Below are 14,771 nucleotides of genomic sequence, written 5' to 3' on the forward strand. Positions count from 1 at the left end.
ACGCGAGCGACGACGCGGGGGAGAAGTTCGTGCACGACTTCGTCGCCGCCTGGGTGAAGGTCATGAACCTCGACCGTTTCGACCTGGCCTGATCCACCTCACCCGATCAAATGCCGCCGAGGCTGGCCGGAACCCCACCGGCCAGCCTGGACGCGCCGACATCCGGTGGCCACTCAAGGTGGCAACCGCCCGCATCACACACGCCCCTCCGTCACTTCGCCCAGTGGCGCCATCTATCCCGCGTCGGCCGACAGCGTCCAGCGCTTCACGGCGGCCCACTGCGCGACGTACCGGATGTCCGCCTCACCGACGGCAGCCATGAGGCCGGATCCCGGTCGGACATCGACCAGTTCGACCGGGCTGTGACCTCGATCGGACTGGCGGCGACCCGTTCGACCGCCGAGCGTCTCGGGGTCGGGGTAAGACCCCTGGGCTCGGACTTGCGAGGGGATTTCCATGCCGATGCCGAGGACGGCCGCATGCTCGACAAGATGCTGTCGGTAGCCACCGTCCACTCATGCCTTCCGGATTCTGGGATGGCCAGCGGCGACATGGTCCTGAAGGCGCGTGCCAGCGACGGAATCCTGCACGCTCGCCGCGGTGACCAGCACCGCGAGGAGAAGCCTGAGCGTGTCGGTGACGCTGCTCCGCTTCCTGCCGACGATCTTCTTTCCGGCGTCGATGCCCTGGCCGACGGCGGGCACGCTGGTGGAGGTTTTGACGCTCTGGCGTCGATCACGCAGGCCGACGGCTCGGCGTCCCGCCCTTCCCGCTCGCGCAGCAGTTGCGTGACCAGGCCGTTGAGCTGGGTGAACACACCCTCGTCGGCCCATTCGGCGAAGTACCGTAGACCGTGTTCCCGTGCGGAAAGGCGTGCGGGAGGTAACGCCACTGAACCCCGGTCCGGTCCACGTACAAGATCGCGTCCATGATGTCGCGCAGGTCATGTTCCGGTGGCCGGCCGAAGGCCAGGGCCCTGCCCCGGCGCTCGAAGCGCCGGGGCAGACAGCACCGGATCGATCAACTGCCAGCGTGCATGGGACAGATCACTCGGATCCGGGCGTCGCGTCGGCATGCTTCGGGCGTACCACCGCGGACCGAGTGCGCCCAGGCGTACAGCGACGACACCGGAAGCACTCACCAACGGAAGCCAGGTGTCCCGGGACGGGACAAGCACAAAGCCACGTCACGCCTCACCCGCCGCCCCATATGCCAGCAAGCCACCATGCATCTCCAGCACCACGTGCACCACAACCTGTCGATCTACAAATCACTGGATACTCGGGCAATCCAGGCAACCCCTCGCTGATGCAGTCCCTCCGGTCAGCGATCATGGCTTGCGCCCTGGATGCGAATCGCGTCCAGGGCAGCGAGCTGGTCGGGGGTCAGCGCGACGAACGCTGCTGCGGCGTTCTGTTCGACGTAGCGCTCGCGACGCGTTCCCGGAATCGGGACGACGTCGTCGCCCTGGTGCAGCAACCACGCCAGTGCTACCTGACCGGGTTCTGCCTCGACCTCGGCGGCGATCCTGCAAACGGTCTCCAGCGTGGCCCGGTTCGCGTCGAAGTGCTCCTCGGAGAAGTACGGAACCTGCCGGCGGATGTCGGTCTCAGGCAGCTCGTCGCGAGAGGTAACGGTCGCGGTGAGCGCGCCGTGTCCGAGCGGGGACCAAGGGACGACAGCGACGCCGAGGCCCCGTGCCGTAGGCAGGACTTCGTCCTCGATGTCGCGCTGCCACAGCGACCACTCACTCTGCACCGCGGTGATCGGGTGAACGCTGTTGGCCCGGCGGAGCGTGTCGGCAGAGACCTGGGACAGCCCCAGGTGGCGCACCTTGCCCTCCGCGACCAGCTCCGCCATCCAGCCAACCGTGTCCTCGATGGGGGTGTCCGGGTCGATGCGGTGCGCGTAGTAGAGGTCGACGTGGTCGGTGCGGAGGCGGCGCAGCGACTGGTCGAGTTGCTGACGCATGTACGCACGGGTGCCATCGATCTTCCGGGGGCCGTTCGGCCCGTCAGGGAACCGGATGCCGAACTTGGTCGCGACGACGAACTCGTCCCGATGCCCGTCGAGCGCCCGTCCGAGGATCTCCTCGCTCGGGCCGTAGACGTCGGCGGTGTCGATCAGCGTGACCCCGAGGGCTGCGGCGCGGGCCAGGATGGCACGGGCGGTCTCGTCCTTGTCGTAGCCGCCCTGGCCGTAGAAGCCGGCGAAGCTCATCGCCCCGTACCCGATGGCGCCGACCGTCAGACGCTCGGTTCCGAGGACGCGGGTGGGAAGTGGTCCAGTCATGTCGTGCCTTCCGTGTTCTAGGGAGACGTGGCAACGCAAACTAAGTCTCCGAATGGGGACAACCATAAGTCCCCATTCGGGGACAGCGCAAGTCCCCATGCGCAGACATGCCGCAGGTCATGCGGTAAGCTCCACGCATGGCCCAGACCACGCCACGAAGTGCACGTCCGCGCGATGCCGCGGCGACCAGGCGAGCCATCCTCGATTCCGCCCTCGTCGCGTTCAGCCGTTCCGGATTCGACGGCACCGGGACGCGCGAGATCGCGGGGAACGCGGGAGTCGACCCGCGTCTGATCACCCGGTACTTCGGGTCGAAGGAGGGCCTGTTCACCGAGGTGGTGGCCGAACTCTTCCGGACGCCGCTCATCGGCGCGAGCGGTACCAACCGCACCGCCGCCCGGAACTCACTCACCGCGGAGAGCGGCGACCCCGACCCGATGCTGCTCATCCTGCGGTCCGCAGCGAACCCGCAGGCAGCGGAGATCATGCGGGAGCGCCTCGAGACCAGTTCGCAGCGACAGCTCGCCGAACAACTCCCTGGCGACGACGCGACGGCGCGGGCGGCACTCCTGCTGTCGATGTGTACTGGAGTGCGGATGTTCCGCAGCGTCATCGGCGACACCGCGTTCACTCACGCCGACGTCGATCGGCTCGCGACGTACCTCGAGCGAGCACTCGACGCCGTCGCCGCCGGGGACAGCGAGCAGGACCGCACCTCACCACGCTGATGTCCGAGGCGCGGGCTCGGTAATGGCCAACGAAGAGCACCGAGGCGGCAGGCGGTCTGATCTGGGCGACCGCCACGAACTAACGGCGCATCACTTCGATTGTCGCGTCCGCGCCGACAAGATGCCGCGTCGACGCGCTGCACGCGGACCGGGTGCCCCACGGCGGTGAACCGCAGCAGCACCTCGCCGAGCTCGCTGGCCGCCTTCGGCCCGAGCGGACGCGGATCCGTTGCTGAAGGTGACGTTTCCCGATGCACAGCGTGGTTGGTCCCGAGGCGGGCTAGCGCAATACCCCCCACAGGGTCGAGGCCCTCCTGTGGAGGCGTCGAGACGCTCGGAGTGACGGCCGGACCGGATGTGTGTCCGGTGCGACACAGCCGACGGATGAGCCCTCAGCGTCGACGATCGCCCGGTCGCGCAGCTCGCGCGCGCGGCTACGCGAGGAACGCGCGATTCCGGCAGGCTCCGCCCCGGCCGAGGACGTTCCGCTTCCTGAACGTGTCGCAGATCCAGGCCCTTGGCCGGTCCCAGCCCGTGGTGCCGACTCGGCAGAGGGACCTGATGAGTGCCGGTGAGATGAGTCGCTCCGAGGCGGTCGTGCTCGTGCAGCGGATCATGGATGCGGACTACGCCTCGGACGGCGAGGTGGACGGCTGGCTGGACAGGCTGGACAAGGCCCTGGATCTGCGACACGTTCAGGAAGCGGAACGTCCTCGGCCGGGGCGGGATCTGTCGGCTGATGAGGTGGTCGGGCGCAGCCCAGCGCGACCAGCTGACACCGCGGCGATCCAGCGGCGTTCAAGGTACTTGAGAAATGCGCGGGGTTACTTCCTCGACGAATTCGAGCTGCCGCCCCGTCAGAGTTGCCAGCTTCGAGAAGGCTCACCCCCGCCGAGCGAAGTCCATGGCTCTGCATGTGCGGATGGCCAGGAGCACCGCGCGCGAGGAGGCGCCGACGCGTCACGTGGTCAGAGAAGAAGGTGGCAGGTGACGTGGCCACGTCGATAGGGTAACGGGATGGGACTCTTCAAGCGGAGCAAGGCTGTGTCCGGCCTGCTGCTCGTGTCCGACAGGGGCATCCAGCAGGTAAAGACCGCGTCGTACGGGATGGATCTAGTGCAGGAGGTCGCTCGTCTTCTCGGTTCGGAGCACATACGCTCCACCAAGCTCGGCGAGGAGCTCACCCTCTGGTACGCCGAGGACGGCCCAGGTCGGGCGCGCTCCGGCCAGCCCAACCCCGTGGCCAGCCGGCTCGCGGCCGCTCACGGCGCGGCGCCCGTCACCGGCCCCGCCGTCGTCACCGGTCCGCTGCTGTACGGCAGCCCGTACCCGCTGGGCGCCGAGGAGATCACGCAGGTCTCGGGGCGTCTGCACGGATAGCGGCGCTCAGCCTGCCATGGCCGCCACGATGCGGGGCAGGAGTACGGCGTTGGCGCTGTCGAGAGACACTCTCACCGGCTGCTGCCTGCCCCGCTCATGGATCCACACCAGACCGTCCGCGACCTCGACGTCCGTGATCGAACCCCAATCGGCCTCCATGACCCCGCGCAGCGTGAGCCCGCCGCGCTGCACGCGCATCTCGCCGATGGTGAAAGACCGGCCGCTCCGGATCAGGTCGAGATGTTGCACGAGCAGTCGGGGCTCGAGGACGCGCTGCACGAACTCGACCAGGGCCAGCCACGCTTCGGGGGCTTCTGCCCTCTTACCGCCCTTGCTCCAGATCAGATTTCCCAGGCTCTTCGGTGAGTTCCCGTATCTGCCCACGCCGAACGTGTACGTATTGGTGTACGTGGAGGGGACCAGGAAGCCCAGGTGTTTGGTCCGCGAGACGGGATACCGGACCCACTCGATCTCTTCCCAGGCCAGCGAGTCACGGCCGTAGGTGATCCGCTGCTGGTCGGCGACCACGTGTGTCGTCCAGCCGACCAGACTGTCCACGAAGGGGCGCTCAGGGGCCTGCTGGCGCGGGGCCGCGGACCGCTCGGGCGCCGTGCGCGGGGATGCGGTGCGCCGGCCGTTCGCCCCGGCATAGGTCCGCAGCCACGCCGGTACTTCGGCCCGTGGGTAGGCGGCGAGGTCGTTGCGGTAGTGCGTGGGGGCGAGCAACTGTCCGTCGGGGAGCCGTTCGTCACCGTAGTCGTACTGGGTGGAGATCTGGGCCCTGCCGTCGGGCCCTTTGGTGACGGCGACCATCAGACGCAGCCATGGTCCGGCCGGCATGGCGGCCGCCAGGTGGCGCTGGCGGCGTACGAGGAGGGCTGTCTGCTCCGGCACTCGTGCCGCCATGGGCCGTTCGTGCTGCCAGAAGCACAGGTCGGCCGTCTCGGCAGAGACGGCGCAGGAGAATGCTGCCGTCATGCGCTCCCACCGCTGTGGTCCGCACAGCGCCAGCTGGCGGGCGATCTCGTCGGTCAGCGCGGTCACACGGGCCGCCGTCACATCCTCGGGCGGGGTGCCGACGACGGTGAAGCCGGCGATCGTGCCCGGCTGCCCGGACCGGGCATCGAGGCGCTCGAACTCCGTCTTGAGGTCGTTCATGAACGCCTCCTCGGCGGGCAGACGCCGGACGAAGGCCTCTTCCGCGGTGAACAGGGCGGTGGCCTGTTCGGGCGGGATCGCGGAGGTGACCTCCTTGATGCGCCCCGTGTCGCCGACCATGAACACCGAACGGCCGACGGGCATGTCGAGGAAGGCCATGGGATCGCTGTCGTCGACGTCGACGGGCGCGTAAACGCTCCAGCCCGCGGCGAACCGATCCGCCACCAGGCCCTGGGCCGGGTAGTCCAGGCCGCCGGTGGCGATGTGCTCCTGGACCAGGGCGATGGCGCGCCGCTCGTCGATGCGTCCGACCGCACCCGGCTGCGGGGCCCTGCCCAGCGGATGGCTCGGGTCCGCCCCGTCTGGGCCCGGATAGTGGTGAGTGAGCTCGAACCACAGGCGCATCTCGTCGGCGGTCACCACGTCGGTCCCGGGGCTCACCGCGTCCCACGTGCCTTCGGGATCGCGGGCGTAGAGCCCGACGGACTCCCCCTGGGAGACGGTCACGTAGTCGCAGGCATGGAGATCTCCGTACGCGGCGACCACGGTGAGAGATGGCGCGACGGGGCGCCCCTCGCGCGCGATCTCCCTGCCGTCCACGCCCATCGCGGCCAGTACATGGCGGGACATCAGCACCACTCCCTCGTCAGACACGAGGCACGACCGTAGCCCAAGGCGACCATCGTGGTGAAGAAGGGTCCCCGTTTCGGGGCCGCCGCCTCAAGCGGTGGAAGCGCCGCCACAACACCGCCCATGCCAAGTTCCGCTGCCTCGGCCAGCAGACCTGAGGCGGTCTACGTCCGTGGCGCGATCCTCCCCGTCGATGGAGGCTTCACAGCGGTTGCTCGACCAGAGCGTCAGACAGCTGGATGCCCTTTCCATCCCTGGTCTTGGCTGGTCAAATGCAGGGTCACCACGGCTCGTTCGAGACTCGTGACGCGAGTGGCCGAGCAACGCAGCCTGCCGAGGAGTCGCTCGGACCCGAGGGTGGCAACGGGCTTGCTCAACCAGGGACCGGATCTTGGAGTGAGACCTGTTGACGGCCTCTGTTCTCGGGAAGAGTCTCCCAGGTCTCCAGTACGTGATGCCGACGCCCGTGAGAGTGCGGACGACGCCGTGTTCACAGGCGGCCCGGACGTCATGGGCGGCACCGAACAGAGCCGATGAGGCTCACAGCAGCCGGCCGGTCGGATCGGCCAGGACCTGTACGTTCATCCTGCGCTTCTAGGGCTTAACGGAGCAGAAGGGGCAGTCCGCGGCGCTGCTGTCGATGGGCAGCAGGGTGCCGTCCAGCAGCACGAAAGCCTTCGTCGAAGCCCGACTGGGAGACAAGCGACGGAGCCTCTGGCAGAGGGGCTCTGGGGAATGGGCCCAATGGCTCGTGCACAGGAGCGCGGGCCATTGAGCTGGAACGTCAGTCCGTCATGAAGCGTGTGTTGCGCCAGACGTCGTATTCGGCATCGGACTGCTGTCGGGCTCGTGCGCCGTCGAGGGTGTCGCCGCCGACCCTGAGGCGGAACAGGTCACTGTGGTCGGTGGCGGCGGTGAGCACCGTAGCCGCCACCTCGTCCTCGGTGGCGAAGTATCCCGCGGGCGGCTGGACGTCGAACGCGGCCAGCTGCTTCTGGACGAATGGCAGGTAGGCCTCCGGGGCGGGGATGGTCTCAAAGCGCTTGTAGGTTGCCGCGAAGAAGTTGGTGGTTGCCATGAAGCCCGGTTCGACGACCTTGACCTGGACGTTACGGCTCGCAAGCTCGTAGGCGAGAGCTTCGGAAAAGGTGGTCAGCGCGGCCTTGGAGGCTCCGTACGCGGCTTGCAGCGGGAGGGGCACAGTGGCACCGTTGGAGGTCACATTGACGATCCGGCCGCCGCCCTGACCCTCGAACACGGGAAGGGCGGCTCGGATGAGGCGCATCGGACCGTACACGTTAGTGTCAAACATGTCTTCGATGACCGTGTGCGGGGTCGCCTCGAAAACCGAGAACAGGCCGATGCCGGCGTTGTTGATGACAACGTCCAGGCGTCCGAAACGCGCGGTCGCCGCAGTCACCGCCGCGGCTACGGAAGCCTCGTCGCGTATGTCCAATGTCTGCACCAGCAGCCGGTCGGACTGCTCACCAGACCACTGGGCCGGGTCGCGCAGGGTCGCGACGACATTCCATCCCTCGGCGAGGAACTTTTGCGCGGTGCGGTGGCCAAGGCCTGATGAGGCACCAGTGACGAGGACAGTTCGCGCCATAACCACTCCCATAACCATGCAACGTGAATTTACGCTGTAAAGGGAAGCTAGCACCGTTCAATCTGCAGCGTCAACATCCTCCTTTACGGGATATAATTATCTGCATGACACCCCGACCTCCGACCTCGGAACGACTCGACCGGGCCGAAGTACTGTCCATCGCTCTGGCCATCGCCGACGCCGACGGACTCGAGGCCGTTACGCTGCGCCGGATCGCCACCAGCTTCGGCGTCACGCCGATGGCGCTGTACTGGCACTTCAAGGACAAGGACGCCCTGCTCGACGCGCTGGTAGAGCGCGCACTCGACGAGATCGACCTGAGCGACAGCGACGAGGCCGATCTGCGCACAGTGATAACGGCCATCCTGCGCGTCTTGCGGAACCATCCCGCCCTGGCCGACATCATGCCGATCCGGATCATGCGCACCGATGCCGGCATCGACCTCGCCGAACAACTCGTGGGTTTGCTGCGGACCGACGGTCACTCCCCGGTCGCTGCGGCACAGCTGAGCATCTTTCTGCTCAACGGCCTGATCGGTCTGGTCACCCGCCAGCCCGGGGAACCCGGCGTAGCCGACCCCTCCATGCGCGAAACCCTGCTCTCCGCCAAACGCGCCCGGCTGAAATCACTGTCCCCGCAGGCCTACCCCCACCTCACCGAAACCGCCGACTTCTTCCTCGAACTGCCCGACGAGAAGGAGTACTACAAACAGGGCCTGACACTGCTCCTCAACGCCGCGCGACCCGCGCCCTGAGAGGTCGTTCTCTGCCGTTGTTCCATCCACGAAGATCACGTGTCCGAGATCACGGGGAAACTTCAATCCGACGCGAATGCCCGGTTCAAGGCGCCATCGGGGTCGCGCGCATGCCGTGGTGCACGTATCTCTCTCCGGAGGACAACGAGTAGAACGTCACCGGGACCCAGGACGGACTGTCCGCATACCGCACCACGAACTGGCTGTCCGAGACGGGCATCAGCGTGGTCTCCTGTACCGGCTCCGGCACCAGGTGGGCGAGCGGCCCAGTCGTCGTGTACCGCAACCGCAGTCCTTCCGTGCCCTCACGGATGTCGATGCGCGTCCCGGCCCTCTCGTACCGCCCGAGGTATCGGCGGACGTCCACCGATACCGGTCCGGACGGTGGCCGGGGAGGCTCAGGCAGGGCCACCCCGGCCAGTTCGGCGAAGATCTCCCCGAACAGCTCCCGGTACAGGTCCTTCGCAGCGCCGCCGTTGGTCAGGAGCGTGACGGCCAGGTCTTGCTCGGGAAGCACCCGCAGGAACGCCGCCTGACCAAGCGTGGACCCGTCATGCCCGATCAGCCGGTGGCCGTCCCAGCCGAAGCGGATCCAGCCGAGACCCCAGGAGTCTCCGAGCGTCAGTGTGTCCGGCAGCTCGACCTGCTGCTCGGTCATCGCCCGCGCCGCGCGCTCCGAGAGGAGCCGTGTCCCATCCGGAGCGGTGCCACCCGCCAGGTGCAGGCGGGCGAAGGCGAGGACATCCTCGGCTGTGGCGGTGATCAGACCGGCCGGCCCGGCTGAGCGCGGCAGACTCCAGACGGGGACCGGACGGGCAGGCTCGTCGCCCTCGGAGTCATGGCCCATGGCGGTGCGGAAGCGCAGTGCCTCCTCCGGCAGTGTGACGGTGTGCTTCAGGCCGAGCGGGGTGCACAGCCGCTCGCCCAGCGCACGGTCCCACGTCATTCCGGTGAGCTTCTCGATGACCCGGCCGACAAGCACGAACCCGGAGTTGCAGTACGAGAAGGTCGCCCCCAGTGGATGGTTCTGGGCGGCCTCGTCCAACTGGCCGACGAAACGTTCCAGACAGTCGTCGCCGCGTCCGGTGTCGGTGAACAGGTCCCCGTCGATGCCACTGGTGTGGGCCAGCAGGTGGCGCATCGTCACCTGCCGTGCCACGCGCTGGTCGGCGAGCCGCAGCTCCGGCAGGACGTCGGCGACCGGGGCGTCCAGGTCGAGGGCTCCCTCGTCGACGAGTTGCATGGCCAGGGTCGCGGTCCACACCTTCGTGATGGACCCGATCTGGAAGAGGGAGTCCCGCGTGGTGGTCACCCCGGTGGCCTTGTTGAGTACCCCGTGCGCGGCCACATCGGTGTGCGCACCGCGGGCGATACCCAGGACCGCGCCGGGAACCTGGTGCCGTTCGGCCAGTTCGGTGAGCCGTCGCCGCCAGTACGACACACCGACGGAGCGGGTGGCCGACTTCGTCGGTGTGTTGAGCGGCAGCGGTGCGGGGCCGGCGCGCTCCGAATCGCTCCGCAGCCAGCCGTGTGCCGTTCCGCCGTCGGAGATCCCGCACTCCCGTTCCTGCGCGCGAGAGAGTGACACGTCGTCGAGCACCGTGCCATGCCGGGTGAGCACACGTTCCCGGCCGGTGGCCTGTTCGACGGCCACGATCTCGCCGTCGCACCCGGGCGCCGCGAGGACCACCACGGCGGTGTCCTTCGCGGCGGACAGACCGGAGATCACCCGGTCCGGGCCGCTGACGAGCGGCCGCGGCGTACCGCCGACCGTGTCGATCGCGTACAGGTGGATGCAGCCGCGGTCGCGCACGCAGACGAGGACGGTGCGGGCGCCCTCGGTGACCTGGGGCGAGGCTCCAGGTCCGACCGGGCCGCCCGGCGGCAGCACGTCGCGGTTGAGGCCACGCGTCAGGTCGACCGTGGGGCCTCCGTCCAGGGGCACCCTCAGCAAGCCGGCGTGTCCCGGTTCGGTGTCGGTGCGCCCGACGACCAGCAGGGCGTCACCTTCCACGGTCCAGGTCACGGCCTGGGCGATACCCGTTGCACGGCCCACGGGCCGAGGCTGCGTACCTCCCCCGTGAGGGGACACGTCCACGACGTACGTCCCGGAGCCGGGCGTGAGTCCGGCGGCAGGTCCGCGGTCCGCGCAGAAGGCGAGACTGCGGCCGTCGGGCGACCAAGCCGGAATGCCGGCATGCCAGTCTCCGTCCGTGACCTGACGAACCCGGTGGTCGGCAAGGTCGAGTACATGCAGATGGCTGTGGACCGTGCCCAGGAAGCCTCCGTCGTCGGCCCTGTGATCAAGGTGGTCCCTCACGGCCAGTAGTGGCGTCTTCGCCTCGCCCTGAAGTGACGGCTGTCGGTCCACCGGAGCGGTGAAGGCGATCGACGTGCCGTCCGGGCTCCACACCGGAGTACCGGCCCCCAGCGGCAACTCGGTGACCTGCTCCGATTCACCGCCGTCAGTCGGCAGCAGCCACACCTGAGCGGGGTGGTCGCCGCCGCGCAGAAAGGCGATCCGGTGGCCGTCGGGTGACCATGCAGGTGCGGTGTCGGCGGGGCCGTGGGTGAGTCGGCGCGCCGCGCCGGTTCCGGTCGGCACCGTCCACAACGCCCGTTCGTCGCGGTCGTGCTCGCGGTCTGCCGTGCGCAGTACATACACCACGCGAGTGCCGTTCGGTGACAGGGACGGCTGCTCCGGCAGTGCGATGGAGTGCAGATCGTCGATGCCGATGGGTCGAGTCAAGGCGGGCTGTCTCCTCGTGGAGGGTACGGATGCGGTGGACTTGGGCGGGGCGACGACATCCTCCCCGCTGCCCGGGGCACAGGGCTCGGATCGGGTCACGGAAGCGTCAGGCTGCCCTGCGGGCCGTGTCGGGGGATGGGCAGGGCGACAGGTGCCACCGCCGCCTCCGCAGCAGCGCATCTGCATCATGCGGCACCGGCTAGATGCCCCACATCCCGGGTCCGCCTGCCACTTAGACATGGGGATCGTTCCCGGCTCCGGTCAGGGGGAGGCCGTCCGCGGTGCAGGGGCGGGCACCGATCCATTCGTCCTGGCGGCCGTCGAGGCGCGCGCCTGCAACAGCGTGCGGGCCCGGGCGACGCGGGACTGGATGCGTCGCGGGTCCTTGGGCGTGCTGACGTCGCGGAAGTCCATGGTCCCGGCGATCCGCACCGGGTCGCCCCGGGGAGTACAGGCGACCATCTGCCCTGGGGAAGCAGCCGGGCCCCTCGGGTAGCCGGTCCATCTTGACGGTGAAGGTGTATCCACGCCCGGACCGCACGATCTTCCTCACCCCTGCCCGACGGGCCAGCCGGTTGGTCCACGCGCCGTGGGCGAGTACGACGGAGTCGTACTCCTCCCCGGCCACAGTGACGCCGGAACGGGTTGCGTGGATGTCGCGGACCTTTGTCCCCTCGACGATCCGGCCACCCCGCCCACATGTCGAGCCGGCGATGGCCCGGACATACCGGGCGGGGTCGATGTACCGCTCGCCCTGGAAGCGAATGGCCCTGCACATCTCGTCGGCCAGGGCAGGTTCGCCTCTCCTCGCGGCGGCTCCGTCGAGGATCTCGAAATCCCCCCGGCCGGCGACGCGGAAGTGTGCAAACTCCCGCGGCAGGCCCTCGCCGTCCTGCGCACTACGGAACGCAGCCGTCAGCGGGTCGGCCACAGACATGGGCAGGCACCCAACCGCGAATGTACTGGGGCCGAGTACCGACTTGGCGCCCTGCGTACCGCACTTCGCGAGGGTGCGCGCCGTGGCCCCCTCGTCCACGCGGGGCGAGGCCGTGAGTTCTGTGGGGTGCATAGTGCCTCCTGGAACGGGGTGACTACTACGGCGAGAGCGGCTGCCGGTGTGACAGACGTCGAAATCGAGGCCATCAACACGGGACAACTGCCTGGCGACTTCAGGCGGCGAGAGGCCGATAGTGGGCCCGAACAAACTCCGACCGACTTCCATCTCCCCAAGTAAGGCGCGCTGATGAACTCATTTCCGCACTTCCGCCCGACTGTGGAGGCCAGCGGCCTCGTGGCGATCTCCGGACAGATCGGCCTCGTTGACGGCCGACTGGTGGACGGTGGTGCCGCCGAGCAGACGGAGCAGGCCCTGGCCAACCTGCTGAGCGTGCTGGAAACGGCCGGACTCACGGCGTCCGACCTGGTCTAGGTCAACATCTACCTGACCACGATGAGTGACTACGCCGCCCTCAACGAACGGTACAACGCGGTCTTCGGTTCCGAGGAGTCCCCGGCACGCACCTGCGTGGCGGTGCACGAGCTTCCGTTCGGCGCCCTGGTCGAGATCGAGGGTTGGGCCCGCCGCGGCTGACTGCCCGCGGGAACGGCTCCGCTGCCGGGCCCCGCTCGCCGTGAGCATGCCGCACGAGAGCGGGGCCCGGACGGAACGCGCGGTCGTCAGGACGCGGCCTGGCGTCGGACTCCAGCGGGCTCCCGCAGGAGTGCACCGCGCCAGTGAGGTCCGCCTGTCCGCCCACAAAGGTGTGGCGAGTCGGCCATCGCGCCGGGCTTCGCCGCCGGCAGCACGCCGGTGAGGTCCCGGTTCGTACTCGGGCAGCGTCTCGCGGCCCAGTGGCACTGATGTCGTCGGCGCTTCGCGCATGGCAGTCTCCTCGTCAGCCGGATCGTCGTGCGCCCGGCGACCGCGCCGAGGATCACGCCAAGCGGTGATGGTGCCGGACTCCAGCCCCACCAAGACTCGCGCAGTCTGTGCTGTCAGACATGTGGCACGCGTTGCGTTCTGGGCATCAACGCTTCTACATCTGTCGTGCACCATCTGTCGTGCACCATTCGAAGTTGATCAACAACGGTCATGAAGCTGACTCATGTCGACTTCACGCGTCAGCTGTCACATACATGAGCCATGTCACGTGACTGGTGTCACATGGGCATGGTACGACTAGGGGCGCCGCTCGAGGCCGACGGCCAGGCACAGATCTGCGGCGAGACGGATGGTGAGTCGTGCTCGAAGAACTTCAGCGCATGGTGGATGCGCTCGCTCGTCGCCTCGGGCGAGCGGTTGCCGTGGACGACCTCGACTTCAGGGTGCTGGCCTACAGTGCTCACCACGGCGAGGGCGACGACATGCGGGCACGTGTCATCCTCAGCCGTGAGGCGCCGCCCGAGGCCATGGCGTGGTTGCGTCGGCAGCGTCTCGGACGCGCGACCGGGCCGGTGCGGCTCCCGGCCGACGACGATCTCGGGATCCTGCCGCGGGTGGCGGTGCCTGTCGTGTACCAAGACGTACGCTTCGGCTACTTGTGGCTGTTCGACACAGAGGGTTCGCTGACCGACGAGGAGCTCGGCCTGGCGTCGGCCACGGCCGCTGACGCGGGCGCCATCTGCTTCCGCGACCGCATCGTCTCCCAGCTGCGCACAGCCCGCGAGGGCGAGCTGGTACGCGATCTCCTCTCGGAGGACGAACGGGTGAGAGACGTGGCCTCGGCCAGCCTGATCGAGAGCGGCCTGTTCGCGCCACGGGGCGACGTCACCGTCATGATCGCACGTCCGCTCCCCGCCGGTGCGGACAGTGTCGATGAGGACGACCGGATAGCTCTTCAAGCGGCCTTGACCACGCTCTTCAGTCGCCTCGGCGATCGTGGGAGCCTGCGCCTGGTCCGGCCGGATCACGCAGTCCTGGTCATCCCGAGCACGACCCTTCGACGCTCACCGGAATTGCCGGAAGCCCTCCGGACGACCGCCTTGCAACGGCTGAGCAAACGTGCGAAATGGCGTGATGTGCATGTAGCCATCGGCAGCCCAGCGAGCCGACTCAGCAACGCCATGACCTCCTACACACAGGCGCTTGACGCTCTGCGGGTCGCGGAGGTCGTCCCCTCGTTCGCCCCTCTGGTCGCCCACGAAGCCCTGGGTATCTACGCCCTGCTCGCCAGCCGGCCCTTCGACCAGCTCGGCGCCTATGGAGTGCATCCCGCAGTACGGCAGTTGCTCGATGCCGACCGTGAGCTCTTCACAACTGCCGAGCTGTACCTGGACAGGGCGGGTGACGCGCGGGCGACCGCGGCAGAACTCGGGCTGCACCGTGCCAGCGTGTATCACCGCGTCCGCCGCATCGAAGACATCACGCAGCTCGACCTCTCGGACGGGCAGCACCGCCTTCTCCTCCACCTGGGCATCAAAGTCGCCCGCCTCCTGGGCCTCGTCTGAGCCGTCCCGGGCGCTTCGCCGCC

General features: G+C 68.3%; 9 protein-coding genes and 3 pseudogenes. 5 read left to right on the plus strand and 7 right to left on the minus strand.

The features are described from left to right. Positions 1-388 precede the first annotated feature (388 nt). Positions 389-1,075: pseudogene (locus ACH4D3_RS40415) on the minus strand (IS5 family transposase); the annotation flags it as partial. Positions 1,076-1,323: 248 nt separating this feature from the next. Further along, complete coding sequence (locus tag ACH4D3_RS40420; RefSeq protein WP_398332763.1) at positions 1,324-2,292, minus strand: aldo/keto reductase; 969 nt, start codon at positions 2,290-2,292, stop codon at positions 1,324-1,326. 137 nt (positions 2,293-2,429) lie between these two features. Between ACH4D3_RS40420 and ACH4D3_RS40425 the strand changes: the two genes are divergently transcribed. Both ACH4D3_RS40425 and ACH4D3_RS40430 read left to right on the plus strand, forming a co-directional pair. Further along, positions 2,430-3,020 (plus strand): TetR/AcrR family transcriptional regulator, encoded by a 591-nt coding sequence (locus ACH4D3_RS40425; RefSeq protein WP_398332764.1) that lies wholly within the window; start codon positions 2,430-2,432, stop codon positions 3,018-3,020. Between the two features lie 1,017 nt (positions 3,021-4,037). After that, complete coding sequence (locus ACH4D3_RS40430) at positions 4,038-4,400, plus strand: hypothetical protein (RefSeq protein WP_398332765.1); 363 nt, start codon at positions 4,038-4,040, stop codon at positions 4,398-4,400. A gap of 6 nt (positions 4,401-4,406) precedes the next feature. On the opposite strand, the gene ACH4D3_RS40435 is transcribed toward ACH4D3_RS40430, so the two are convergent. The 3 genes and pseudogenes from ACH4D3_RS40435 to ACH4D3_RS40445 all read right to left on the minus strand — a co-directional run bounded on the left by ACH4D3_RS40435 (position 4,407) and on the right by ACH4D3_RS40445 (position 7,797). Next, entirely contained in the window at positions 4,407-6,212 is a 1,806-nt protein-coding gene (locus tag ACH4D3_RS40435; RefSeq protein ID WP_398332766.1) for a hypothetical protein, read from the minus strand. A gap of 203 nt (positions 6,213-6,415) precedes the next feature. Continuing rightward, a pseudogene (locus tag ACH4D3_RS40440) lies at positions 6,416-6,875 on the minus strand (IS5/IS1182 family transposase); the annotation flags it as partial. A gap of 97 nt (positions 6,876-6,972) precedes the next feature. After that, entirely contained in the window at positions 6,973-7,797 is an 825-nt protein-coding gene (locus ACH4D3_RS40445; protein ID WP_398332767.1) for an SDR family NAD(P)-dependent oxidoreductase, read from the minus strand. Positions 7,798-7,901: 104 nt separating this feature from the next. On the opposite strand from ACH4D3_RS40445, the gene ACH4D3_RS40450 reads away from it, so the two are divergent. Further along, positions 7,902-8,552, plus strand: coding sequence for a TetR/AcrR family transcriptional regulator (locus tag ACH4D3_RS40450; protein ID WP_398332768.1), 651 nt, complete (start codon positions 7,902-7,904; stop codon positions 8,550-8,552). Positions 8,553-8,637: 85 nt separating this feature from the next. Here ACH4D3_RS40450 and ACH4D3_RS40455 read toward each other — a convergent pair whose 3' ends face one another. Further along, complete coding sequence (locus ACH4D3_RS40455; protein ID WP_398332769.1) at positions 8,638-11,301, minus strand: serine hydrolase; 2,664 nt, start codon at positions 11,299-11,301, stop codon at positions 8,638-8,640. Positions 11,302-11,533: 232 nt separating this feature from the next. Next, entirely contained in the window at positions 11,534-12,523 is a 990-nt protein-coding gene (locus tag ACH4D3_RS40460; RefSeq protein ID WP_398332770.1) for an NAD(P)/FAD-dependent oxidoreductase, read from the minus strand. A gap of 21 nt (positions 12,524-12,544) precedes the next feature. Between ACH4D3_RS40460 and ACH4D3_RS40465 the strand changes: the two are divergent. Further along, a pseudogene (locus ACH4D3_RS40465) lies at positions 12,545-12,892 on the plus strand (RidA family protein). Between the two features lie 650 nt (positions 12,893-13,542). Then, positions 13,543-14,748: a PucR family transcriptional regulator gene (locus ACH4D3_RS40470; RefSeq protein ID WP_398332771.1), complete on the plus strand. Its 1,206-nt coding sequence runs from the start codon at positions 13,543-13,545 to the stop codon at positions 14,746-14,748. The last annotated feature ends 23 nt before the right edge of the window (positions 14,749-14,771 follow it).

Source organism: Streptomyces sp. NPDC018026, from assembly GCF_044327745.1.
GTDB classification, from domain to species: domain Bacteria; phylum Actinomycetota; class Actinomycetes; order Streptomycetales; family Streptomycetaceae; genus Streptomyces; species Streptomyces rubrogriseus.

What these genes read in the sequence shown, in the direction of transcription:
- ACH4D3_RS40420 (WP_398332763.1), bottom strand. Translation starts at nt 2,292, where the DNA reads ATGACTGGACCACTTCCCACCCGCGTCCTCGGAACCGAGCGTCTGACG.
- ACH4D3_RS40425 (WP_398332764.1), top strand. Translation starts at nt 2,430, where the DNA reads ATGGCCCAGACCACGCCACGAAGTGCACGTCCGCGCGATGCCGCGGCG.
- ACH4D3_RS40430 (WP_398332765.1), top strand. Translation starts at nt 4,038, where the DNA reads ATGGGACTCTTCAAGCGGAGCAAGGCTGTGTCCGGCCTGCTGCTCGTG.
- ACH4D3_RS40445 (WP_398332767.1), bottom strand. Translation starts at nt 7,797, where the DNA reads ATGGCGCGAACTGTCCTCGTCACTGGTGCCTCATCAGGCCTTGGCCAC.
- ACH4D3_RS40450 (WP_398332768.1), top strand. Translation starts at nt 7,902, where the DNA reads ATGACACCCCGACCTCCGACCTCGGAACGACTCGACCGGGCCGAAGTA.
- ACH4D3_RS40460 (WP_398332770.1), bottom strand. Translation starts at nt 12,523, where the DNA reads ATGGAAGTCGGTCGGAGTTTGTTCGGGCCCACTATCGGCCTCTCGCCG.